At 48.8% G+C, this 21801-nt stretch carries 24 protein-coding genes; 8 read left to right on the forward strand and 16 right to left on the reverse strand.

Annotated elements, in window-relative coordinates; all coding sequences use genetic code 11:
• Positions 1 to 4: 4 nt before the first annotated feature.
• A complete protein-coding gene (mnmA, locus tag KK083_RS15045) occupies positions 5 to 1177 on the forward strand; it encodes a tRNA 2-thiouridine(34) synthase MnmA (protein WP_254164136.1) in 1173 nt (390 codons plus the stop codon).
• Between the two features lie 125 nt (positions 1178 to 1302).
• Here mnmA and KK083_RS15050 read toward each other — a convergent pair whose 3' ends face one another.
• The 3 genes from KK083_RS15050 to KK083_RS15060 all read right to left on the reverse strand — a co-directional run bounded on the left by KK083_RS15050 (position 1303) and on the right by KK083_RS15060 (position 3431).
• Entirely contained in the window at positions 1303 to 1866 is a 564-nt protein-coding gene (locus KK083_RS15050) for a DUF502 domain-containing protein (protein ID WP_254164138.1), read from the reverse strand.
• Positions 1867 to 1876: 10 nt separating this feature from the next.
• On the reverse strand, positions 1877 to 2560 hold the full coding sequence (gene cmk / locus KK083_RS15055; RefSeq protein ID WP_254164203.1) for a (d)CMP kinase: 684 nt from the start codon (positions 2558 to 2560) through the stop codon (positions 1877 to 1879).
• Positions 2561 to 2744: 184 nt separating this feature from the next.
• Complete coding sequence (locus tag KK083_RS15060; protein ID WP_254164140.1) at positions 2745 to 3431, reverse strand: hypothetical protein; 687 nt, start codon at positions 3429 to 3431, stop codon at positions 2745 to 2747.
• A gap of 60 nt (positions 3432 to 3491) precedes the next feature.
• Between KK083_RS15060 and KK083_RS15065 the strand changes: the two genes are divergently transcribed.
• Complete coding sequence (locus KK083_RS15065; protein ID WP_254164142.1) at positions 3492 to 3761, forward strand: hypothetical protein; 270 nt, start codon at positions 3492 to 3494, stop codon at positions 3759 to 3761.
• A 227-nt stretch (positions 3762 to 3988) separates the two neighbouring features.
• Here the strand turns inward: KK083_RS15065 and KK083_RS15070 are convergent, their stop codons facing one another.
• The 10 genes from KK083_RS15070 to KK083_RS15115 form a co-directional block, all read right to left on the reverse strand.
• Entirely contained in the window at positions 3989 to 5341 is a 1353-nt protein-coding gene (locus KK083_RS15070) for an NAD-dependent succinate-semialdehyde dehydrogenase (RefSeq protein WP_254164144.1), read from the reverse strand.
• A 167-nt stretch (positions 5342 to 5508) separates the two neighbouring features.
• Positions 5509 to 6228: a head GIN domain-containing protein gene (locus tag KK083_RS15075; protein ID WP_254164146.1), complete on the reverse strand. Its 720-nt coding sequence runs from the start codon at positions 6226 to 6228 to the stop codon at positions 5509 to 5511.
• 150 nt (positions 6229 to 6378) lie between these two features.
• Positions 6379 to 7212 (reverse strand): translation elongation factor Ts, encoded by an 834-nt coding sequence (gene tsf, locus KK083_RS15080; RefSeq protein ID WP_254164148.1) that lies wholly within the window; start codon positions 7210 to 7212, stop codon positions 6379 to 6381.
• A 130-nt stretch (positions 7213 to 7342) separates the two neighbouring features.
• Positions 7343 to 8113 carry a 30S ribosomal protein S2 gene (gene rpsB / locus KK083_RS15085; protein WP_254164150.1) on the reverse strand — a complete coding sequence of 257 codons (771 nt, stop codon included), beginning with the start codon at positions 8111 to 8113 and terminating at the stop codon, positions 7343 to 7345.
• A 10-nt stretch (positions 8114 to 8123) separates the two neighbouring features.
• Positions 8124 to 8510 carry a 30S ribosomal protein S9 gene (gene rpsI / locus KK083_RS15090; protein ID WP_254164152.1) on the reverse strand — a complete coding sequence of 129 codons (387 nt, stop codon included), beginning with the start codon at positions 8508 to 8510 and terminating at the stop codon, positions 8124 to 8126.
• A 3-nt stretch (positions 8511 to 8513) separates the two neighbouring features.
• Positions 8514 to 8957, reverse strand: a complete 444-nt coding sequence (gene rplM / locus KK083_RS15095; protein ID WP_254164154.1) for a 50S ribosomal protein L13 — start codon at positions 8955 to 8957, stop codon at positions 8514 to 8516.
• A 125-nt stretch (positions 8958 to 9082) separates the two neighbouring features.
• Positions 9083 to 9826: an RluA family pseudouridine synthase gene (locus KK083_RS15100; protein ID WP_254164156.1), complete on the reverse strand. Its 744-nt coding sequence runs from the start codon at positions 9824 to 9826 to the stop codon at positions 9083 to 9085.
• 33 nt (positions 9827 to 9859) lie between these two features.
• Positions 9860 to 10918: a sensor histidine kinase gene (locus KK083_RS15105; RefSeq protein WP_254164158.1), complete on the reverse strand. Its 1059-nt coding sequence runs from the start codon at positions 10916 to 10918 to the stop codon at positions 9860 to 9862.
• A gap of 162 nt (positions 10919 to 11080) precedes the next feature.
• Positions 11081 to 11770 carry a response regulator transcription factor gene (locus KK083_RS15110; protein WP_254164160.1) on the reverse strand — a complete coding sequence of 230 codons (690 nt, stop codon included), beginning with the start codon at positions 11768 to 11770 and terminating at the stop codon, positions 11081 to 11083.
• 133 nt (positions 11771 to 11903) lie between these two features.
• Positions 11904 to 12953, reverse strand: a complete 1050-nt coding sequence (locus tag KK083_RS15115; RefSeq protein WP_254164162.1) for an aminopeptidase — start codon at positions 12951 to 12953, stop codon at positions 11904 to 11906.
• A 332-nt stretch (positions 12954 to 13285) separates the two neighbouring features.
• Between KK083_RS15115 and recA the strand changes: the two genes are divergently transcribed.
• Positions 13286 to 14314 (forward strand): recombinase RecA, encoded by a 1029-nt coding sequence (gene recA, locus KK083_RS15120; RefSeq protein ID WP_254164164.1) that lies wholly within the window; start codon positions 13286 to 13288, stop codon positions 14312 to 14314.
• Between the two features lie 141 nt (positions 14315 to 14455).
• Here recA and KK083_RS15125 read toward each other — a convergent pair whose 3' ends face one another.
• Positions 14456 to 15721: an ABC transporter permease gene (locus tag KK083_RS15125; protein ID WP_254164166.1), complete on the reverse strand. Its 1266-nt coding sequence runs from the start codon at positions 15719 to 15721 to the stop codon at positions 14456 to 14458.
• A 199-nt stretch (positions 15722 to 15920) separates the two neighbouring features.
• On the opposite strand from KK083_RS15125, the gene queA reads away from it, so the two are divergent.
• Positions 15921 to 16967 (forward strand): tRNA preQ1(34) S-adenosylmethionine ribosyltransferase-isomerase QueA, encoded by a 1047-nt coding sequence (gene queA / locus KK083_RS15130; RefSeq protein ID WP_254164168.1) that lies wholly within the window; start codon positions 15921 to 15923, stop codon positions 16965 to 16967.
• A 107-nt stretch (positions 16968 to 17074) separates the two neighbouring features.
• Here queA and KK083_RS15135 read toward each other — a convergent pair whose 3' ends face one another.
• On the reverse strand, positions 17075 to 17317 hold the full coding sequence (locus KK083_RS15135) for a hypothetical protein (protein WP_254164170.1): 243 nt from the start codon (positions 17315 to 17317) through the stop codon (positions 17075 to 17077).
• 75 nt (positions 17318 to 17392) lie between these two features.
• Between KK083_RS15135 and KK083_RS15140 the strand changes: the two genes are divergently transcribed.
• From KK083_RS15140 to ppsA, 4 genes are all read left to right on the forward strand, one after another.
• Positions 17393 to 17683: a nucleotidyltransferase family protein gene (locus KK083_RS15140; RefSeq protein ID WP_254164172.1), complete on the forward strand. Its 291-nt coding sequence runs from the start codon at positions 17393 to 17395 to the stop codon at positions 17681 to 17683.
• Positions 17676 to 18017 carry a HepT-like ribonuclease domain-containing protein gene (locus KK083_RS15145; RefSeq protein WP_254164174.1) on the forward strand — a complete coding sequence of 114 codons (342 nt, stop codon included), beginning with the start codon at positions 17676 to 17678 and terminating at the stop codon, positions 18015 to 18017. The genes KK083_RS15140 and KK083_RS15145 overlap by 8 nt, the downstream gene beginning before the upstream one ends.
• Positions 18014 to 18697: a 2-C-methyl-D-erythritol 4-phosphate cytidylyltransferase gene (locus tag KK083_RS15150; protein WP_254164176.1), complete on the forward strand. Its 684-nt coding sequence runs from the start codon at positions 18014 to 18016 to the stop codon at positions 18695 to 18697. The genes KK083_RS15145 and KK083_RS15150 overlap by 4 nt, the downstream gene beginning before the upstream one ends.
• 131 nt (positions 18698 to 18828) lie before the next feature.
• The gene (gene ppsA / locus KK083_RS15155; protein ID WP_254164179.1) at positions 18829 to 21261 is read left to right on the forward strand and encodes a phosphoenolpyruvate synthase; all 2433 of its coding nucleotides are present in this window, start codon (positions 18829 to 18831) and stop codon (positions 21259 to 21261) included.
• An 87-nt stretch (positions 21262 to 21348) separates the two neighbouring features.
• On the opposite strand, the gene KK083_RS15160 is transcribed toward ppsA, so the two are convergent.
• Positions 21349 to 21570, reverse strand: a complete 222-nt coding sequence (locus tag KK083_RS15160; RefSeq protein WP_039751840.1) for a DUF2795 domain-containing protein — start codon at positions 21568 to 21570, stop codon at positions 21349 to 21351.
• Positions 21571 to 21801: the final 231 nt, after the last annotated feature.

Genomic DNA, 21801 nt, shown 5'->3' on the forward strand with positions numbered 1-21801 from the left:
AGAAATGAAACGTGTAGTAGTAGGATTATCCGGGGGTGTAGATTCAAGCGTAACAGCATACCTGTTGCAGCAGCAGGGTTACGAGGTGATCGGTATGTTCATGAAGAACTGGCACGATGACTCTGTGACCATCAGCAACGAATGCCCCTGGCTGGACGACAGCAACGATGCCATGATCGTGGCACAGCATCTCGGCATCCCTTTCCAGGCTATCGACCTCAGCGCGGAATACAAGAAACGTATTGTCGACTACATGTTCGCAGAATACCAGCGCGGCCGTACACCGAATCCCGATGTGCTCTGCAACCGCGAGATCAAATTCGATATCTTCCTGAATGCTGCCTTGAAACTCGGCGCCGACTTCGTGGCAACAGGCCACTATGCACGCAAAGCGGAGATCCAGCAAAACGGAAAAACAACCTACAGGCTACTCGCCGGTAAAGATCCGAACAAAGACCAGAGCTACTTTCTCTGCCAGCTTACGCAAGAGCAGCTCTCACGTTCCCTGTTCCCTATCGGTGAGCTGCTGAAGCCCGAAGTAAGGGCCATCGCCAAAAAAATAAACCTTGTCACGGCAGATAAAAAAGACTCGCAGGGATTGTGCTTCGTCGGAAAAGTGCACCTGCCTGACTTCTTGCAACAAAAGCTGCAATCGAAAAAAGGAAAGGTGATCGAAGTGCCTGCTGAGTCGACTGCGTTCAGCAACGGTTACGCGGCTGATGACCTTGTTGGATTGTCTACGCCATACACGCTGGAGACCACCCTCGGAAAAGTTGTGGGTGAGCACAACGGCGCACACTACTACACCATCGGGCAGCGCAAAGGTCTCAATATCGGCGGCCACGCTAAACCGCTGTTCGTCATCGGCACGGACACTGACGAGAATGTCATTTATACCGGCATGGGCGACGACCATCCCGGTCTCTATAGAAGAGGATTGTTCATTCCCAATGCCGATGAGCACTGGGTGAGACCCGATCTCAGGCTCAATGTGAACGAGACCGCGCAATACGAGGCCAGGATCAGGTATCGCCAGAAGCTCGAAGCATGCACACTGCACAAAAAGGCAGAAGGGCTTTACATTATCTTCGATAAGCCTCAGAAGAGCATCACCCCCGGCCAATTCGCAGCCTGGTACAAGGATGAGGAGCTGGTGGGCTCTGGTGTTATCAACTGATATAGGTAAACGGTAAGCGGTATTCGGTAATCGGTGGTGAGTGCTTGTAATCTGACTGATTACTGATTACTGATCACCGGTCACGGATTACCGATCACTGATTACTGATTACCGATTACTGATTATCAGTGGTCTTTGAATCCACTCACACCACCTGACACAATGAACTTCATGGCTGCCGTAGCCGGCACATTGAGTGGCTTTACATTTTCTTTGGGAACGAAATAGTGATATCCCGAAAACGCGTATGAGTGTGGGAAGTATACTACCACCATATCGTTCAAACCGAGGTCAGTGAGGTCAGACTGTGTGATGAACCCGATCTGGTACAGGCTATTGTCTTTGTTAATGCGCACGAGCACCGGTTTGTTGAATTTCTTTTTATCTCCCACGAACGCACTCAGCAGGTCCTTGACGGTAGAATAGATCAGCTTCACCAGGGGGATGCGGTTCATGCCGCGGTCGAACCATTCGCCAATGGTTTTGAAGACGTAGTTGGTGGAGAGATAACCGATCAGCGTGATCACGGCCACAATGATGGCGAAGCCGAGGCCGGGGTAAGGCAGGTTGAGGCGATTGTCGAGCCACTGAAATGACACGAAGATAAAATAGGCGGTCGCCACCAGGGGAACAATGAATAATGTTCCACTGAAAAAGTACCGGAGAAATCTACCCGCAATTGCTTTCATGCCCAGAAAGTTAGGAAGTCTGAATGGATCTTGCCAGGGCCAGTCGTATCACTTCATCCACCTGCTCGTCGATGGTGATGTGTGTAGTATCCATCACCAGCGCGTCATCCGCCTGCTGCAACGGGCTTTCGGCCCGTGTTGTATCGATCTTGTCCCGCTGAAGAATATTGTCGATCACTTCATCGAGGTCTACCAGCTGCTTGCGCTCCATCAATTCACGCTGCCTTCTGATAGCCCGCACCAGCACGTCGGCCGTCATGAACATTTTCAGCTCGGCATGGGGGAATACTACCGTACCGATGTCACGGCCATCCATCACCACGGCTTTTTCTTTACCCAGCCTCCGTTGTTGCTCAACCATCGCGGCCCTTACTTCCTTGATGGTGCTCACATTGCTCACATGTTCCGAGATCCGCATCTTTCTGATCTCGCCTTCAACATTAAGGCCATTGAGATAGGTCTCCGTAACATTCTTGGAATTCACCTTGAACGAGATATTGATCTGGGCCAGAGCCCTGGCAATTTCTTTGGGATTGGTAAGCGAAACGTGATGATCTAAAAAAAACAACGTAACAGCCCTGTACATCGCCCCTGTGTCAATGTAGCGGTATCCCAGGATACCGGCAACCAGCTTCGCAGTGGTACTTTTGCCGCAGGCTGAATAACCATCGATTGCAATGACGATTTTCTTCAGGTTCATCAGCAATCTTTTAAAGGACAGGGGATCGGTCTTCCTGGTTTGAGTTTTTTCTTTTTGGCCGAATGCGATGATGCGCACCCCTCAGCGATCACAATGATGACCGCCATGAGAAGCAATATAAGAGACCTGAATTTCAATGTATCCGGGAGTTATTCCGGGTAAAAATAAAAAAAAGAAATCAACCTTCCGTTTTATTTTCATAACTCATCCGGAAGCCGATCTTCTGCCCGCCGCCCAGCTCTGGCGTGTGGGCTCTTTTTTGGTACAGGGTGATGGATTTTACCTCTGTAAAAGGAGGCGCAATAAGGTCATTTTCGATGGCCATGCGCAATACGATCTTGACAATTTTCCGCAGGAATTCCTCCGTAACCGGCCCTTCCGAGATCTTATTGAATTCAGCCAGCTCTTTTTCGCCTTCCACAAAAAAACGGTTGTCGTGGTTGATCATCACCCTGGCCAGCAGATAGCCGGGGTCGTTTGTCCTGTTGAACTTCAGCGAATCGGCCATAAAATTATAGATCATGATCTGGCCAAAATAACGGTTCACTTCATTCTGCAGGATATATTCCTCCTTCATGATGGGATGCGTATCTTCAAACGTTACGATGTTGGTGTGCATCACAAAGATCAGCATGTCGCCGGCGAGCTTTACGTGAAATTCATGCTCACTGATCACGACAAATTCAACGGTCACATCCTTATCTTCCGGGTGGGCCCTCCTGACCAGCTCATCGGCAACACGTTTTGCCTCATTCGAGAACACGGAGAAGGCATCGAGAATATGCCTGTAAGTAGCCTGTTTTGCGGTGGATTTGCTCTCCAGTAATTTTTTGATACAATCAATCGGATCCTGGTCTGAATTCATATCCCGGCTTTTGTTATCTCGAAATCCATGTCTAATTTCATACCCAGTCAAAAACAGGTTATGGAAACGAAAGAAGGCAATAACAACGAAAAAAAATTTGCAGGCTTCGGCAAAAAAGTAGACCAGTTCCTGGATGAGCTTAACGAAGCGGGTGAAAAACTTCAGAAAGAGTTTCAGCAGCGTTACGACGAGCTGAAAGTTTCCGCCGAGAAGCTTAAAAAGGAAGCCGAGAACAAAGAGCGCTGGAAAGAAGTTGAAGCAAGCCTTAAAAAAGCCGGTGATGAATTGGGCAAGGCTTTTAAAGCGGCGTTTACGAATAAGAAGGAGTAAGTAAGAATTGAGGAGTAAGGAGCCTGGGCCAGAAGTTAGAAGTCAGGAGCCAGGAGTCAGAAGGGTGTGGTGTGACTTAACGACTTGAAAAAAAAGGCCGCTCCCTATAAAGCGGCCCTTGGATTCAACATATTTTGAGTCAATGATTAGCTCCTTTATCTTACGCCAGGCATACTTGACATCTACCAAAACAACGCCTTCCCTACTGGTGGATGTAATGAACTTTACTAACGAATATAGATCGTCTTTGTATTTACAAATTCCTTAATGCCCTGCTCAGCCAGCTCTCTTCCATAGCCGGATTTTTTTACACCACCGAAGGGAAGCCGTTGGTCTGACCGCATCAGGGAATTGACGAATACCGATCCTGATTCTATCTCCCTGGCTACACGTTCACCTCTCTGAAGATCGGTGGTCCAGACAGAAGCGCCGAGACCATACCGACTGGCGTTGGCCATGGCGATAGCTTCCTGCTCGTCTTTAACGGTGATCATCGCTGCTACCGGACCGAACATCTCTTCATCAAACGCAACCATGCCGGGTTTCACATTGTCAAGCAGCGCAGGCTGAAAATTGCATCCCTGGCGTTCGCCTCCGGTAATCAATCGTGCTCCTTGTTTCACAGAAGCCTGAACCTGCTTCTCCAGTTGTTCAGCAAGATCGAGCCGTGCCAGTGGCCCTGTCGTTGTTTGTGGGTCGAGCTGATTGCCCTGTTTCAGTTGTTTGATCTTATCGGCGAATCGTTCCGTGAACTCTTTACTGATCTTTTCAGCAACAATGAACCGCTTGGCTGCGATGCACGATTGCCCTGCATTTTGCATACGCGATTGCGTGGCCACCTGCGCCGCGAGATCGAGGTCCGCATCGTCGAGCACAACAAATGGGTCACTGCCACCTAACTCGAGCACGGTTTTCTTAAGGTTCTTTCCTGCAGCCGCGGCCACCTGTGTACCGGCGTATTCACTTCCCGTGAGGGCAACAGCCATGATCTCATCACGGGCAATGATGCCTGCAACATCTTTTGATTCAATGAGCAACGATTGAAAAGTACCTTCCGGGAAACCGGCATCACCAAAAACCTTTTCTATGAGCAGCGCGCATTGTGTAACGTTGGCAGCGTGCTTGAGCAAGCCCACGTTTCCGGCCATCAAAGCAGGTGCAGCAAAACGAAAGACCTGCCACAAGGGAAAATTCCACGGCATAATGGCGAGCACAGGGCCTAGCGGTTGAAAGGCCACCAGGCTTTTAGAGGCCTCTGTGGCGATGGTTTGATCTTTCAAAAACACAGCAGCGTGATCCGCAAAGTAGTCGCACCCGTTCGCGCATTTTTCAATCTCCGCTGTCGATTCAGCGAGGATCTTTCCCATCTCAGTGGAAACGATGCGGGCATACTCCGTCTTACGCTGACGCAGCAACTCCCCTGCACGTTTCATCAGCGCCGCACGATGTGAATAGTCCTGCCTCTTCCACGACGTAAAAGCTTTTGAAGCAGCTGCCAGCTTTTTATCAATGGTGCCGGCATTATGGATCTCGAATTCACCTACGGGAGACTGATCGAACGGATTGATGGATCTTAGCATGGCCTGTTGTATTTAATGTAAGCAAGTTCATGCAATCCCTTTAAAAAATAAAGTACCAGCCCGGTAAAAAGCTGGTACTAAAACTAATCGACTATGCTTTAGAAGGTACGAAGTTAGAGGTACGAGGTACGAGAATACCGCAGAACAAGGATTGTCAAGGTATTTCTTCAGTCGCGGCGTACACTGCTGGAACCTGAGACATCTGCAATCACCGTCGGATTACCGCGATACAGGATCACGCTGGCACCACTGGCGGTTGCCTTCAGGCTGTTGCTGACAGTAACATGGCCATCGCTTGCACCGGAAGCACGGATGTCAGCATCCGTCACCGGAAAATAGTATCCCTTGAGCACTGACGCACCAGACAACTCTGCCCGGAGGTTTTCGCCGATGCCCCGGAGATTAAGATAAGATGCGCCGGAAAGCACCACATTGAGCTTTGTAGCATTGAGGTCGAGCTGCGATACAGAAGCCCCGGAGAGGTAAAAATCGAATGCTTCAAGGTCATGAAAACCAGAGACCCTAGAATCACTGGCGCCTGAAAAATTAGCGGACGCGATCACAGGCATGGTGATGTTGACATGGGTATCGTGACGGCGTTTCCGGTTGTCTTCATAACGGATCACCAGGGTGCTTCCTTCTTTTCGCACGATCAGGTCGTCAAGGTTACGCCTGTCTCCCCTTACCGAGATCTCGAAGTAGTTGCCCTGCTCCACATCGATGTTGAAAGCATCGCCCATTTCAAGCCTGTCGAAATCAGTGAGTGAATATTCCTTTTCGATCTCCTGGATAGGTCCCGGGTCTTCTGATTGAAAACACGAAGAGGCTACGGCTGCTGACATCAGCATCAGCGCATAGGTAAAGAGACGGTTTATTGTCGGTGTCATAATCAATGGGTTTGATGTTATGACAACTCGGTTTCAGAATACCCCTAGTACCTGTCAAATTTGTTTTCAACTCAATATCCCGATCCTTGGGGGTATGGGGCATAAAAAAAGGGGCGCCTGGCCCCTTCCTCTTATATTATCATCAGCAAATTATCCAATCGCTACACGTTTGAATTCTGCTACAGTTAATCCTTTGGTTACGCTGTCTAGATACTGCGCAACAGTTTTAGAATTGTCTTTCACGAACGGCTGGTGCAGCAAAGTGCTTTCCTTGAAGAACTTTTGAAGCTTGCCCTGAGCGATCTTCTCAACCATGTTCTCGGGTTTGCCTTCAGCGAGGATCTGTGCTTTGGCGATCTCGAGCTCTTTTTCGATGGTAGTCTTATCTACAGACTTTTCATCTACTGCTACAGGGTTCATGGCGGCGATCTGCATACCAACGTCCTTGCCGGCATCAGTAACATCTTTGCCATTGATACCTTTCAGTGACACCAGCACACCAAGCTTGGAACCTGCGTGGATGTAGGGCACAACAACTTCACCTTTCATGTGAATGTATTCGCTCACATCGATCTTCTCGCCGATCTTGCCCACCAGCTCAACGATCTTCTCACTGATGGTGAGGTTACCGGCTTTCAAAGCAAGCAACGCGTCTTTTGAGGCGGGTTTGTTTGCAGAGGCTGTTTCAGCGATCAGCTTGCCAAGGTTCTGGAATTCCTCGTTCTTGGCTACGAAGTCAGTCTCACAGTTTAAAGCAATGAGCACGGCTTCTTTTTTGTCGTCGTTAACTTTTACAAAAACAGAACCTTCTTTTGTCTCCCTGTCGGAGCGGGAAGCGGAAACCTTCTGGCCTTTCTTCCTCAATATCTCGATTGCTTTTTCAAAATCACCGTCGGCTTCGGTAAGGGCTTTTTTACAATCCATCATACCGGCACCTGTCATGCTGCGGAGTTTGTTTACATCCTGTGCTGAAATGGCTGACATACTTAATTACGATTTAGAATTACGATTTAATAGGGTGCTTAAAAAACTAAACACCGGCTTACGGCCGATGTTCAGTACATATTTTACTTCTGGATGGTCGCCATGCACGATGCTGGCGTATCGGGAAGAATTAATTTGCCTCTTCTACCGGCTCGTCAACTTTTCTCTTCTCGTCCTCTTCTTTGCGCTGAGCTGCGTCTTCCTTGTCTTTCTTACGCTCCATCAGGCCTTCTTCGATCACTTTACCGATATTTTTGGTCAGGATAGAGATCGATTTGAAAGCGTCGTCGTTGGCAGGGATCGGGAAATCAACACCTGAAGGATCAGAGTTGGTATCTACCAGTGCAAACACGGGGATATTGAGTTTTTGAGCTTCTGTTACCGCAATGTGCTCGCGTTTTACGTCAATCACGAAAAGTGCGGCAGGCAGCCTGTTCAGATCAGCGATACCGCCCAACAGTTTTTCAAGCTTGGCTTTTTCACGCGTGATCATGAGGCGCTCACGCTTGGCCAGGTTGTTGAAGGCTTCGTCTTTCATCAGCTTCTCGATCTGAGACAATTTCTTCAGTGATTTGCGGATCGTAGCGAAGTTGGTAAGCATACCACCCAACCAGCGTTCTGTTACGAACGGCATGTTGAGGCGTTTTGCTTCTTCAGTCACAATATCTTTAGCTTGTTTCTTGGTTGCCACGAACATGATCTTGCGGCCCGAGCGAACGATGTTCTTCAGGGCGAAAGATGCTTCTTCAAGGCGCGCCAGCGTTTTGTTAAGATCGATAATGTGAATACCGTTGTTCTCCATGAAGATGTACTCGGCCATCTTCGGGTTCCATTTGCGGGTAAGGTGACCAAAGTGAACACCTGCGTCCAGCAAATCCTGATATGTTAATTTTTCAGCCATTCTATTTCGATTAACGCTTGCTAAACTGGAATCTTCTTCTTGCTTTTCTTCTACCGGGCTTTTTACGCTCAACCATGCGTGAATCACGGGTCAGCAGGCCGTCCTTCTTCAGAACAGGCTTGTGTTCGGCATTAACTTCCACCAGTGCGCGGGCAATGGCCAGACGTACAGCTTCGGCTTGTCCTTTCACGCCACCGCCTTCAACGTTTACCATTACATCGTATTGATTCTCTGCTTTTACAGAAGCAAAGGCTTGCTTTACAGTGGTTTGGTGGATCTCGGAAAGAAAGTATTCCTTCAGTTCGCGATCGTTCACTTTAATATCACCTTTACCAGGCGTCAGGTATATCCTGGCGATGGAGGTTTTTCTTCTACCGATTGTGTTGATGATCTGCATTTATCAGAACTTTAATTCTTTAGGTTGTTGCGCTTGGTGAGGATGCTCAGCACCGGCATATACGTGCAGGCTTCTGAACAATTCGCGTCCCAGTCTGTTCTTAGGAAGCATGCCGCGTACAGCATGTTCGATCAGACGTTCAGGGTGCTTGGAACGGATCAAGGTAGGGGTATGCTCGCGCTGACCTCCCGGATAGCCTGAGTGCGTAAAGATCACCCTGTCAGTCCATTTTTTACCTGTCATTCTCACTTTTTCAGCATTGATGACAATCACATGATCGCCGCAATCCACATGTGGCGAATAGCTTGTCTTATGCTTGCCACGAATAACTTTCGCAACCTGACTTGCCACACGGCCCAATACCTGGGCGTTTGCGTCCACAATAACCCAGCCTTTTTCGACTGTAGCCTTGGTAGCGTAAGTGGTCTTATAACTATTATGATCCATTTTTTTACTTAAAAATTCAAATAAAACGCACCCCTCTCATTTAAAAAGGGACACAAAGGTAACTGGCTTATGGCTGAAATGCAAGTCCGGCCGATAATTTGCTTAACCGAAGAGCCAAAAATGCTTCAGGAATTCATTTCCAGCTGCCGGATCAACGCCTGCATGTCTTTTGGATAAGGAGCTTCGATCTTCAGGCGTTTTCCCGACAAATCCTCAAATTCCAGCGAAAAAGCATGTAACGCCATCCGCTTCATAAAGGTTTCCTCCTCAGTGCCTTTCTTCAGATTAAACCCTCTTTTTAGCTCAGAAAGCAAGAAAGGTTTGCCCCCGTAGGTGTCATCCCCTGTAATAGAAGCCCCCTGCGAGGCCAAATGGATCCGGATCTGGTGCATTCTGCCCGTCACTGGCCGGCATTCCATGAGTGTATGCAGCCGGTACGACCTTAAGGACGTAAAATAGGTCTGGGCGTCTTTACCCTCCCTCCGGCTGATCTTTACCACCCCATCGTTCTGTTTAAGAATGGGCGCATCCACCAGCAGGTTCGAAAAGTTATGGATGCCGTCTACCACCGCATGATAGACCTTCTCCACCTGCCGCTTTTCAAACTGGATGCTCAGGTGGCGGTACGCCTCCGGATGTTTGGCAATGGCCAGCACCCCTGAAGTATCCTTGTCCAGGCGGTGACAGGCCTGGGCATCGGGCGTGTATTCACGGGCCAGGGCCAGCAGATTGACCCTTTCGTGCCGGTCTTCCAGGGTTGAAAGGAACGCAGGCTTGCTCACCACCACATAGTCGTGGTCTTCAAAGCGTATGATATCTTCAAACCTGACCTTGGGCCGCTTGACCCGTTGCTGATTGAATTCTTCCATGCCCGCTGATTCTTTCCCGTTGCCGGTTAGTGTTTATTCAGCCTCGGCTTCGGTGCCGGACTGTTTCATGCGGGGCAATTTAAAACTAAAAACCGAACCTTTCCCCTGTGTGCTGTCAACCGTGGTTTTTGTATTATGACTTTCGAGAATGTGCTTGACAATGGCTAATCCCAGTCCGGTCCCTCCTTTTTCGCGGCTGCGGCTTTTATCTACCCGGTAGAAGCGTTCGAAGATGCGGTGGATATGTTCCGGCGCAATACCTTCGCCAAAGTCTCTAACGTGGGTGGTCACATTCTTCTTGCCCTGGGTGAATTCAACAACCACTTCGCTTCCGTCAAAAGAATGTTTGATGGCGTTTGAGATGAGGTTGGTCATCACCTGGCTGATCCGCTGCCAGTCTGCCCAGACCATCACCTGCCTGTTCTGGCTTTCAATGCGCAGGTGCACATCTTTTTTATCGGCCTTATTCTCAAATTGTTCAAAGACCTCTTCGGTCAGCTTGTACAGGTCGATGTTCTCGAAATGCATCTTGATCTGACCCGTCTCGATGTGCGAAAGGGTGAGCAGATCCTGCACGAGCATGTCGAGGCCGTCGAGGCTTTTTGCTGCCTTTTTCAGGAACTTGGTGCGTACCGTTTTATCATTGACAGCCCCATCCAGCAACGTGTGCACAAAACCCTGTGCTGCGAAGATGGGCGTTTTCAGCTCGTGAGAGATATCGGCAATGAACTCCTTCCGGAAAGCTTCGAGCTTCTTGAGCTCGTCGATCTCTTTCTGCTTCAGGTCAGCAAATGAAAAGATCTCTTCGTTGATGGTCTTCAGCGGATTGAGGGCGGCTGATTGCTGCTTGTCGATGTGCTGCAGCTCTTTCTTTTTCAGTTTGCTGATGAGCTTGTAGATCTTGTTGATCTCGCGGAAGATCAGGAACTCAAGCACCACGAAGATCAGCAGGTAAGAAACAGAGAAACCAATGAAGAACGCTACCACCAGGGCGCTCGTGCCCACGCTTTCAAAGAGTGAAAGGAATAATGTGGTAATGATGGCGATGCATAAGGCCAGCAGCAGGGCCAACACCCGTGAACTATAAACCATGCACGAAGATAGGGAATAATGCTGTCCATGGTCGATGGTCCATAGTCCATGGACGTGACAGCAGCATAAAAAATTCCACCGCCGCCTCCGAGAATTTAGAATCCGGTGATATCATATTCCAACACATCGATTAACCATGGACAATGGACTATCGACTATGGACTAGGACAAGCTGAACTTGTACCCCACTCCTTTCACGGTGGTGATGTAATCCTCCCCGATCTTTTCACGCACCTTACGGATGTGAACGTCTACCGTGCGGGCAAGAACATAAACATCGGTGCCCCAGATATTCTGCAAGAGGTCTTCACGGCTGAAAACCTTGTTGGGGTTCTGCGCCAGGAAGTATAGCAGCTCGAATTCTTTTTTAGGAAGGTTGATCTCTTTGTTCCTGACCTTGATGGTGTAGCTCACCCTGTCGATGGTGAGGTCTCCGATTGAGATCAGGCTTGCGGGAGATACTTTTTTGGTCTCTCTTCTGAAGAGGGCCGTGATGCGGCTCATGAGCGCGCGGGGTTTGATGGGCTTGGTGATGTAGTCATCGGCACCCACATCGAACGCCGCCACCTCCGAGTATTCTTCAGAGCGTGCGGTGAGAAAAACCACAAAGGCTTTTTGCATCTCCGGGATCTCGCGGATCAGCCTGCAGGTTTCAACGCCATCCATTTTCGGCATCATGATATCGAGCAGCACCAGGTCAGGAATGAATTTCCTGGCGATCTCGATGGCCCGCATGCCGTCGGCAGCAGTTTTCACCTCATAACCATCTTTTTCAAGATTATACTTCAGCAGTTCCAGGATCGGCTCCTCATCGTCTACGACAAGCACTTTGTGCATTGGCTTGTTTCCCATAGCGTTCGCATTTTGCTCAAAATTACCTCGTAAATCCATGGATTAAAAACAGATTATGTTTCTTAACAATTCCTTAATGAACGGCCGGTAACTCCCCCTTGCCCCCTCTACGCTGTAGAGGGGGTTGGGGGAGTTATAAAAACGGATATTTTTCACTCAAATATTCGACATAGGCCTTGAGGTTGCTCCGAAATTGATTGCGGTACTCATCCCAGAAGATCTCCTGCCGGGCCTGGTATCTTCTGAAGTTCATAAAATAGGCGTTGTTAGGCAGGTTCTTGCTGTATCGTTCAGATGGGTTGTTGTCTTCGCTTAACGTGAGGGTATCCAGCGACGCCACGATCTTTTCGATCATCTCTTTTTTCAGTTCAGCCTTCTTTTCTTTCGGATCGTTTTCTGACATCGTCTTGTACAAGCTATCGAGCTTCTCTGTGCCGCGCAGCATGTGGTCTGAAAATTTCAGATAATCGGTATCCTCATTAAGATAGGTTTGATATTCCGCGGAGTGAATGCCGTATTTATGGATCAGAAATTTTTCGGCGCCACGGTCACCGATGAACGTAGCGAGGTTCTCATTGAAGTCGATGCTGTCTTTTACAAAGATGGTTGCATGCGACATCTCGTGGATGATAAGGTTGGCGAGGTCTCCTTCATTTCTTTCCAGCATCTTGCTCAGTATCGGATCGGTGAACCATCCGAGCGTAGACCAGCCGCCGGGGTTGCGGATGCTCACGTCCCAGCCTTCTTTTTTCAGCTCATCTCTCAAGGCCACGGCAAGGTCCTTGTTGAAGAAGCCCTTGTAGGGAACTGATCCGAGCACGGGGAACGTCCACTCCTTCGCTTTAAGTCTGAACGGTTCGCTGGCCGTGACCACCCACATGATCTCCTCTCCCTTCTGATCGTATAAGGTCTTGTAGTTGCGGGTATCTTTCAACCCCAGTGAATCGATGGCATACCGTCTCACTTCGTTGATCAGCACCAGCTTTCTCCGCAGCGAATCCGGGAAGTCAGGGTCATGGAGGAATTCCTCCACCGGCCTGGCATTATAGATGATGTTCATCTGGCCCCTTGCCTGGCGAACGCCATAAATCACCAGGTCCCAGTAGACCACGATGAGTACGCCGACAATGATGAGCAGCGCCAGCAGTATCCGCTTGAAGATCTTTCGAGTTTTTATCGCCATCCGAATTAATGAACCGATCTTGCCACCAGTATCAACACTTTACGATCTGCAATATAAAGGTTTGAGGTCATTAAAAAATTTATGACATGCTTCAACTGTTTGAGGCTAATTCTGTTACCTCGCAACGGTTAAAGCAAAAAAAGCAACCGGTTCGACTGGCTCTGACAGCAATTGACAATACTTCGTTTTAAATTCGCCGTGAAATGGTAATTTTCAGCCTCTTTGAGTAGTAGGCCTTGAACAGTAGGCAGTAGGCAATTTGCAGTAGGCAAAAAACAAACGCCAAGAATCAAAAAAGAAAAAATAACAATAACCTATAACGAACAAATCCCATGAGTGATGCAAAAGAAAAACTGAAGGCTCTTCAGTCGACCCTCGATAAGCTGGAAAAGACCTATGGAAAGGGTACCGTGATGAAGCTGAGTGATGAAAAAGTACAGGATATACCGGCTATTCCTACAGGGTCATTGGGTCTGGACATTGCCTTGGGCATTGGTGGAATTCCACGCGGCCGGGTGATCGAGATCTATGGTCCTGAATCTTCCGGTAAAACAACGCTCACCATGCACTGCATTGCCGAAGCACAGCGGCGGGGCGGCCTTGCGGCGTTCATTGATGCAGAACACGCTTTTGATAAGAACTATGCAGAGAAGCTTGGAATAGACACTGAAAACCTGCTGATCTCACAACCCGATAACGGCGAGCAGGCACTTGAGATCGCCGATCACCTGATCCGCTCCGGCGCTATCGATATCATTGTCATCGACTCGGTGGCGGCGCTGGTTCCCAAGGGCGAACTTGAAGGCGAAATGGGTGAAAGCAAAATGGGTCTCCAGGCCCGCCTCATGTCGCAAGCCTTAAGGAAGCTTACCGGTACCATCAGCAAAACCGGTTGCTCCTGTATCTTCATCAACCAGCTGCGTGAAAAGATCGGCGTTATGTTCGGTAACCCTGAGACCACAACAGGTGGTAATGCCTTGAAATTCTACGCTTCGGTTCGTCTCGATATCCGCAGGATCGGCCAGATCAAAGAAGGCGCGGATGACATCACCGGAAACCGCGTCAAGGTAAAGGTTGTGAAAAACAAAGTAGCGCCTCCTTTCAAAGTGGTGGAATTCGATATCATGTACGGAAAAGGGATCTCCAAGTCAGGCGAGATCGTTGATCTGGGCGTGGAAGTAGAAGTGATCCAGAAATCCGGATCATGGTTCTCTTACTCCGGCAACAAGCTCGGTCAGGGCCGCGATGCCGTAAAACAACTGATCGAAGACAACCCTGAGCTGATGGACGAACTCGAAAAGAAGATCAAGGAAAAGCTCGGCGCCGTAGAAGCGAAAAAAGCGCTGGAAGAAAAAGAGTAAATATTAATATTCAACGGTCAATGTGCAGATGTGCCAAGGCGTGCATTTTCACATTGACCGTTTTATTTTTTCGTGCAACGTATTCCCGCAAAGCATGCAGTACATTCCATTGGCACATTGATCAATTGACCATCGACAATTCTAGTTGGCTCTAATGGCAACCACGGGATCAAGTCTCGCAGCCATGGCCGCCGGCACGATGCCAGAAACCAATCCGATCACTGACGAAACTCCCAATCCTAAAACGATATTCTTAATGGTGAGCGTTACGATCAGATCGCCAAAAGGAATGAACGTGAACAGGTATACCAGCATCAATCCTGCCAATCCTCCGATCAGGCTGAGGAAGATGGCTTCGAAAAGGAATTGAAACAGGATGAAGTAATTCTTTGCCCCCAGCGATTTTTGCAGGCCGATGATGCTGGTTCGCTCCTTCACGGAAACGAACATGATGTTGGCAATACCGAACCCGCCCACCAGGATCGAGAAGCCACCGATGATCCAGCCGGCCAATCCGATGATATCAAAGATCCCGCTGATGGCATTGGCGAGCGCCTCCGGGCGGTTCATGGCAAAATTGTCTTTCTCCGCAGGACGCAACCCTCTTCTCACACGCAACATTCCACGAAGCTCATTTTCCAGCTCCACGAGGCCTACGTCATAGTCGTGCCCTTTGATGCCTATCCGCGAGGTGACCTCGAACCAGGCTCCGGTACCGGTCTGGTAAAGCTTGCGGAATGCCTGGTAGGGAATAATGGCCGCGTAATCATTGCTGGGTGTACCCATAAAGCTCTGGCCTTCTTTTTTGATCACGCCGATCACCACATATTTAAGGCCTTTGATCTTGATGGTCTCCCCGATTGCGTTCTGTCCATCCGGAAACAGCACGCGGGCGATCTCACTGCCGATGACCACCACATTACGCCCCGCTTCTACTTCTTCGGGGGTAAAGTAACGTCCCTGGTCAACATTCACCTCAAAGATGATATTGTAACCCTGTGCACCGCCTACCAGCCTCACCTGGCCGATGCTGTTGCTGTTGCGTTTCAGGGTAAAGTTGCCCTTGCTGGCAAAGATTGAAATACCGTTCTGGTGCTTGAGATTGGTCTGCAGGAATTTGAACTCGTTATAAGAGGCATTGGGACGTCTCCAGAACTCCCACCACTTGTATTCCCCGCTGTTATCGGCCAGAAAAGGCCATTTTTCAACATAGATCACACCTGTTCCGAGAAAGTTAAGGCTGTCTTTAATGTTTTTTTCCAGGGAATCGACAAAGGTAAGTACGGCAATAATGGCGAAGATCCCGACGGTAACTCCCAGTAGCGAGAGGATGGTCCTCAGCAGGTTTGACTTTAATGCCCGCCAGGCGAACCGGAAGCTTTCGAAGATCTGACCTAAAGTTTTCATTTCAAGGTTTTATACGGGAGACAGGTAATGCTGGTTTGTCGGGGTTTAACGTCCCGAATTACTGGTTTAGACTGAAAAAAAGCGTTTTTTGTTACAGTTGCGAAAATCCAGGCCCTATATTCGTAAATCCTAAATAATGCTTTATTTTTGCAACCTTATTTAAAATACCCTTGATTGGGCTCATTCCGCTTACAAAATTATGAAGTTATCCGAATTTAAGTTTGACCTTCCCAATAACCTGATAGCCAACAGACCGGCTGAGAACCGTGACGAATCCCGCCTCATGGTTGTTCATAAAGACAGCGGCAAAATCGAGCACAAGATCTTCAAAGATATTGTAGGGTACTTCAACGAAGGGGATGTTCTTGTGGGTAACGATACCATGGTTTTTCCAGCCCGCCTGTATGGCCGCAAGGAAAAGACCGGTGCCAAGATAGAAGTGTTCCTGCTGCGTGAGCTCAATGCTGATATGCACCTGTGGGATGTGCTGGTTGATCCCGCCAGGAAGATCCGTGTAGGCAATAAACTTTACTTCGGCAACGGCGACCTCGTGGCGGAAGTCATCGATAACACCACTTCGCGCGGAAGGACCATCCGTTTTCTTTTTGATGGTGACTCCGTAGCCTTCGACAAAGTGATCGAAACCCTGGGAGAAACACCTCTCCCCAAATACATCAAGCGCAAGGTAGAGCCCGAAGACAAAGACCGGTTTCAGACCATCTACGCCAAGAACAAAGGTGCGGTATCGGCTCCCACAGCAGGTTTGCACTTCACAAGGCAACTGCTGAAACGCCTGCAGATCAAAGGTGTGGACATGACCTACGTAACCCTGCACATCGGCCTGGGAACATTCCGCCCGGTTGATGTAGAAGACCTGACCAAGCACAAGATGGATTCAGAGAACTTCATCGTAGGCAACGAAGCCGTTGAAGCGGTGAACAAAGCCCTTGATAACAAGAACCGTGTATGCGCCGTGGGTACCACCACCATGCGTGCCCTGGAGTCAGCGGTATCGGCTACCAACAGGCTGAAACCCCGCGAAGGCTGGACCGATAAATTCATTTTTCCTCCATACGATTTCAAGATCTGCAACGCCATGGTCACTAACTTCCACATGCCTGAGTCAACGCTGTTGATGATGGCCGCTGCTTTCGGAGGTTATGACATCGTAATGGAAGCGTACAAAGTTGCCAAGAAGGAAAAATACAAGTTCCTTACCTACGGCGACGCCATGCTCATCATTTAGAAGGTACGAGGTTAGAGGTACGAGGTACGAAGTGAATACCGTACCCAGTTCCTGTATTTCCGTACTTCGTATTTCGTACCTCGTACCTATTCTTAATACCTGGGACTTTACAACTGCTTAGTCAGATACAGGAACAGAAAGATCGCTACTGGATAGATAACAAAGTACTGAGGTGAAGCGCCGAAGAAACGCAGGAAGATGCCGAGCGGCGCGAGCAGCAGTAGAACGCCGCCGGTGAAGAACACAACTTTCTTTGATCTTTCTATGGGCGCGTTGAAGACATCCACCATTTTATATACGAGGAAGCCGATCACGGCGACATTGAAGGCGATCAGGAAAAAGCGCAGCATAGGTTCAACTTTTATTTAAAGTTATGAGTTTATAGACTAATGGGAGGTCTCCCCGTAATTTCTTATTTTTAGGATATGTTAACCAAAGAGGAAATATTGAAACGCCTGCGCGAGCATAAAACCGAGCTTCAGCGGAAATTTCCCCTCAAGAGCCTCGCCCTGTTTGGTTCATATGCCCGGAACGAACAAACCGACACCAGCGATATAGATGTTTTGGTGGAATTCAGCGAGCCGGTAGGTTTTGAGTTCATTGATCTGATAGAAGAACTTGAAAGGCTTTTCAACCATAAAATCGATCTGGTGAGCAAAAAGGGGGTTAAATCCCATTACCTGCCCTATATAGAAGACGATGCCATCTATGTCTAAGCGCGTCCCCAAACTCCTCGTGATCGATATGCTGGAGTGCTTGGAAAAAATACTGGACTACACAGCAGGAATGACATATGAATCGTTTTTAACCGATTCCAAAACGCAGGACGCCGTCATCCGCAATATTCAGGTGTTGGGAGAAGCTGCCAACAGAGTTCCAGATTCATTTAGAAGTGAAAACCCCGAGATTGAATGGAGCAAGATCATTCGTTCGAGACACATCATTACGCATGAATATGATGACATTGACCATTCTATTATCTGGAAGATCATCACAGTTCATATTCCTTCATTAAAATCATCGTTGGAAAAAATACTTCAAACACTTTGAATCGACCAGAATACGCCCTGATCGTTGCCGGCGGAAAAGGAACCCGCATGAAAAGCAAGATCCCTAAACAGTTCATTGAGCTGCAGGGCCTGCCTGTGCTGCTGCACACCATCAATGCTTTCTTTCGTTATAAGTCCGATATCGCTGTGGTACTTGTGCTGCCGCAACAGGACTTTGAAACCTGGCACGCCATCGTAAAAAAGTACAACTTCACCCATCCCATTACACTGCAGCAAGGCGGGGATAGCCGATTTCAATCCGTGAAAAAAGGACTTGAAAAAATTGCAGGCAACGGACTGGTAGCCATTCACGACGGCGTACGTCCCCTGGTGAGCGAAGCCATCATTGCTGAATCTTTCCGGCTCGCGGCGCAAAGCAGATCAGCGGTGGCTGCCGTGCCGTTAAAAGAATCTATCCGTATTGAGGAAGGGAACAGCACCCGTGCCCTTGACCGCTCACAATACCGTCTCATCCAGACACCCCAAACCTTCGAGGTGCAACTGATCAAAAAGGCATATGAGATCCCGGAAGACGCAAGCCTTACGGATGATGCCAGCGTAGCCGAACGCGCAGGACATGCCATCACACTTTTCGAAGGCAGCTACCGAAATATCAAGATCACCACAGAAGAAGATCTGGTGATTGCAGGGGCAATGCTACAAGCCAACAGCCGGTTGTAGAAAAACTTCTACCTTCTTACCAAATAAAAGGGTCAATACCGCCATCCGTTTCCGCAAACGTTTGAAAAGGTGTCTAGGAACGGTTTTTTCAACTAATTTGCCCTACACTTTAACCCTTAACCCATTATCCTATGAATACACGGTACACCCTTGAACTTCACAATGTCACGCTTGAGAATCTGAACCTTGTTGGTGGTAAAAATGCTTCCCTGGGGGAAATGCTGCGAAATCTTTCCGCACTCGGCATCAGCATTCCTTTGGGCTTCGCCATTACAGTAGATGCCTATTGGGAATTCCTGAAGTACAATAAGCTCGAAGGCTCCATCCGGAAGATCATCGGCGCTATTGACATGGGGAACCTTATCTCCCTTCGCAAAGGTGGCATGCAGGTACGGCAACTGATCCGCAATGGAAAATTCCCGGAAGCGCTTCAAGAGGAGATCGTCAAAAGTTATACAACGTTATCGAACCGGTATAACCAGGATGCTACCGATGTGGCCGTAAGGTCGAGCGCCACAGCAGAAGATCTTCCCGACACTTCTTTTGCCGGTCAGCAGGAAACGTACCTGAACGTTCGGGGCACGGAAGGCATTCTGGAAGCCGTGCGGAACTGCTTCGCCTCCCTGTTCACAGACAGGGCTATCTCCTACCGTGAGCACTTCAAGTTCGATCACTTCGATGTAGCGCTTTCAGTCTGCATCCAGAAAATGGTGCGCTCCGATCTCGCCTCCTCCGGTGTTGCGTTCTCGCTCGATACCGAGTCCGGGTTCAGGAATGCCGTGATCATCAATGGCTCCTATGGCCTGGGTGAAATGATCGTGCAAGGAGCCGTGTCTCCCGACGAGTTCATCGTTTTCAAACCTACGCTGGAGAAAGGTTTCGAATCCATCATCGAAAAGAACCTCGGCAAAAAAGACCGCAAGATGATCTATGGCGATGATCCCGGTCAGCTCACCAAGGTCGTCAACGTTCAGCGCGAGCACCAGAAAAAATTCTGCCTTGAAGATGCCCAGGTGCTGGAGCTTGCGCAATGGGTGTGCGCCATCGAAAAATACTATTCAGGCAAAAAAGGCCACTGGTGCCCGATGGACATTGAGTGGGCTGTAGACGGGCTTACCAATCAACTGTTCATTGTGCAGGCCCGGCCAGAGACCATACATTCCCGCAAGGATGAAACAAAGCTCGTAGAGTACAGCATCAAGGAAACAAGCGTTGAAAAGCGGATCCTCAGTGGCATCGCCGTGGGCAACAAGATCGCTTCCGGCAAGGTGGTGATCATGTATTCACTGGACGGCCGTGATGGCTCTCACGATGGTATCGACTTCCACGAAGGTGATGTGCTTGTCACTGAAATGACAGACCCCGATTGGGAACCGATCATGAAAAAAGCATCGGCCATCATTACCAACAAGGGAGGCCGCACCTGCCATGCCGCCATCGTAGCCCGCGAGCTGGGTGTTCCGGCTATTGTGGGCACCGGGCAGGGCACGGATGTGATGAAAGATGGTGAAACCGTTACAGTCTCCTGCTGTGAAGGTGATGTGGGTTTTGTTTATAAAGGTTCGATACCTTTTGAGAAAACGGAGACCGACCTCAACAGCCTTCCGGAAGTAGCTACACCGATTATGCTCAATGTTGCTTCGCCTGAGCTGGCTTTCAAATTCTCACACATTCCCAATTCGGGTGTAGGCCTGGCCCGTGAAGAGTTTATCATCAACAACTATATTCAGGCGCATCCCCTGGCGTTGCTGCACCACCGCGAGATCGGCGACAAGGTACTCACTGAAAAAATAGAGAAGCTGATGACCGGTTATGAAACGGAGGAATCGTTCTTCATTCAGAAATTGTCTTTCGGCATTGGCAAGATCGCTGCAGCGTTCTATCCGAACAAAGTGATCGTGAGGTTCTCCGATTTCAAGACCAACGAGTATGAGAACCTGCTCGGTGGATCGTACTTTGAGCCGAAAGAAGAGAATCCCATGATCGGCTGGCGCGGCGCCTCGCGTTACTACTCCGAAAAATATCGTCATGCTTTCGGGCTGGAGTGCCTGGCCATAAAACGTGTGCGCGAAAAGATGGGACTGACCAATGTTGTGGTAATGATCCCTTTCTGCCGTACGGTGAAAGAGCTTGAGCGTGTTTATGAGGTTATGAAAATGTACGGGCTCGAACGCGGAGAGAATGGCCTGGAGGTTTACCTGATGGCCGAGATCCCTTCCAACATCCTGCTGGCGGATGAATTCTGCCGGCACATCGACGGGTTCTCCATCGGTTCGAACGACCTTACACAGCTTACGCTGGGACTGGACCGCGATTCGGCGCTGGTGGCCGAGCTTTATGACGAGCGCAACGCAGCCGTAAAACGATTTATTTCCAGCCTTATTAAAACGGCCAAGGCCCATGGCGTTAAGGTTGGCATTTGCGGACAGGGGCCGTCTGACCTTCCGGACTTTGCGGAGTTCCTGGTGGCGGAAGGAATTGACAGCATTTCGGTTACACCTGATTCGGTGCTGAAGACCATCCGTACACTGTCAACCGTCAAAGAAGAAGCATTGTTAAGCTGAGCGAAGCCCTAAAAAACAACGGACATTGAGATATCTCAATGTCCGTTTTTATATCCGTAGCCCGGAACGTTGTCCGTCTAAAAATCATCAATATTCATCTTCATTGAAGAAGAAATCCTCTTTGGTGGGGTAGTCAGGCCATATTTCTTCAATGCTTTCATAGGGCTGACCATCATCTTCAAGTTCCTGAAGGTTTTCGACCACTTCTAAAGGAGCACCCGAACGAATTGAATAATCTATTAACTCATCTTTCGTAGCTGGCCATGGGGCATCTTCCAGATATGAGGCTAGTTCAAGGGTCCAATACATAGTTTTAGTCCTCCTTTAATTTTCCGCAAAAATAAACTTTAATTGAATAAATCAAATAGCCGTATTTCTTTATTTCCTAAGAGCAAAAAACAGGCAAAAAAGTTCATTTTATATCGATTTCCATTGAAAATGTAACCCATGCTTTTAAGCTCCACCAAACTTATTCGCCATATTGCGCCTCAAATTCGAAATTGAAGTGTAAACGCCGGTTGAACCGACAAATTGTTTTTG

This window comes from Chryseosolibacter histidinae (assembly GCF_018598225.1).
Lineage (GTDB): Bacteria > Bacteroidota > Bacteroidia > Cytophagales > Cyclobacteriaceae > Chryseosolibacter > Chryseosolibacter histidini.

Excerpts from the sequence above, each read along its gene's own strand:
- KK083_RS15135 (WP_254164170.1), bottom strand. The coding sequence starts at position 17,317 with ATGCTGCGCTTTTTCCTGATCGCCTTCAATGTCGCCGTGATCGGCTTC.
- KK083_RS15050 (WP_254164138.1), bottom strand. The coding sequence starts at position 1,866 with ATGAAAGCAATTGCGGGTAGATTTCTCCGGTACTTTTTCAGTGGAACA.
- KK083_RS15070 (WP_254164144.1), bottom strand. The coding sequence starts at position 5,341 with ATGCTAAGATCCATCAATCCGTTCGATCAGTCTCCCGTAGGTGAATTC.
- KK083_RS15060 (WP_254164140.1), bottom strand. The coding sequence starts at position 3,431 with ATGAATTCAGACCAGGATCCGATTGATTGTATCAAAAAATTACTGGAG.
- mnmA (WP_254164136.1), top strand. The coding sequence starts at position 5 with ATGAAACGTGTAGTAGTAGGATTATCCGGGGGTGTAGATTCAAGCGTA.
- KK083_RS15105 (WP_254164158.1), bottom strand. The coding sequence starts at position 10,918 with ATGGTTTATAGTTCACGGGTGTTGGCCCTGCTGCTGGCCTTATGCATC.
- ppsA (WP_254164179.1), top strand. The coding sequence starts at position 18,829 with ATGAATACACGGTACACCCTTGAACTTCACAATGTCACGCTTGAGAAT.
- queA (WP_254164168.1), top strand. The coding sequence starts at position 15,921 with ATGAAGTTATCCGAATTTAAGTTTGACCTTCCCAATAACCTGATAGCC.
- KK083_RS15145 (WP_254164174.1), top strand. The coding sequence starts at position 17,676 with ATGTCTAAGCGCGTCCCCAAACTCCTCGTGATCGATATGCTGGAGTGC.
- KK083_RS15140 (WP_254164172.1), top strand. The coding sequence starts at position 17,393 with ATGTTAACCAAAGAGGAAATATTGAAACGCCTGCGCGAGCATAAAACC.
- KK083_RS15115 (WP_254164162.1), bottom strand. The coding sequence starts at position 12,953 with ATGGCGATAAAAACTCGAAAGATCTTCAAGCGGATACTGCTGGCGCTG.
- KK083_RS15110 (WP_254164160.1), bottom strand. The coding sequence starts at position 11,770 with ATGGGAAACAAGCCAATGCACAAAGTGCTTGTCGTAGACGATGAGGAG.
- rplM (WP_254164154.1), bottom strand. The coding sequence starts at position 8,957 with ATGGATCATAATAGTTATAAGACCACTTACGCTACCAAGGCTACAGTC.
- KK083_RS15075 (WP_254164146.1), bottom strand. The coding sequence starts at position 6,228 with ATGACACCGACAATAAACCGTCTCTTTACCTATGCGCTGATGCTGATG.
- KK083_RS15125 (WP_254164166.1), bottom strand. The coding sequence starts at position 15,721 with ATGAAAACTTTAGGTCAGATCTTCGAAAGCTTCCGGTTCGCCTGGCGG.
- rpsB (WP_254164150.1), bottom strand. The coding sequence starts at position 8,113 with ATGGCTGAAAAATTAACATATCAGGATTTGCTGGACGCAGGTGTTCAC.
- tsf (WP_254164148.1), bottom strand. The coding sequence starts at position 7,212 with ATGTCAGCCATTTCAGCACAGGATGTAAACAAACTCCGCAGCATGACA.
- KK083_RS15065 (WP_254164142.1), top strand. The coding sequence starts at position 3,492 with ATGGAAACGAAAGAAGGCAATAACAACGAAAAAAAATTTGCAGGCTTC.
- KK083_RS15160 (WP_039751840.1), bottom strand. The coding sequence starts at position 21,570 with ATGTATTGGACCCTTGAACTAGCCTCATATCTGGAAGATGCCCCATGG.
- KK083_RS15100 (WP_254164156.1), bottom strand. The coding sequence starts at position 9,826 with ATGGAAGAATTCAATCAGCAACGGGTCAAGCGGCCCAAGGTCAGGTTT.
- rpsI (WP_254164152.1), bottom strand. The coding sequence starts at position 8,510 with ATGCAGATCATCAACACAATCGGTAGAAGAAAAACCTCCATCGCCAGG.
- recA (WP_254164164.1), top strand. The coding sequence starts at position 13,286 with ATGAGTGATGCAAAAGAAAAACTGAAGGCTCTTCAGTCGACCCTCGAT.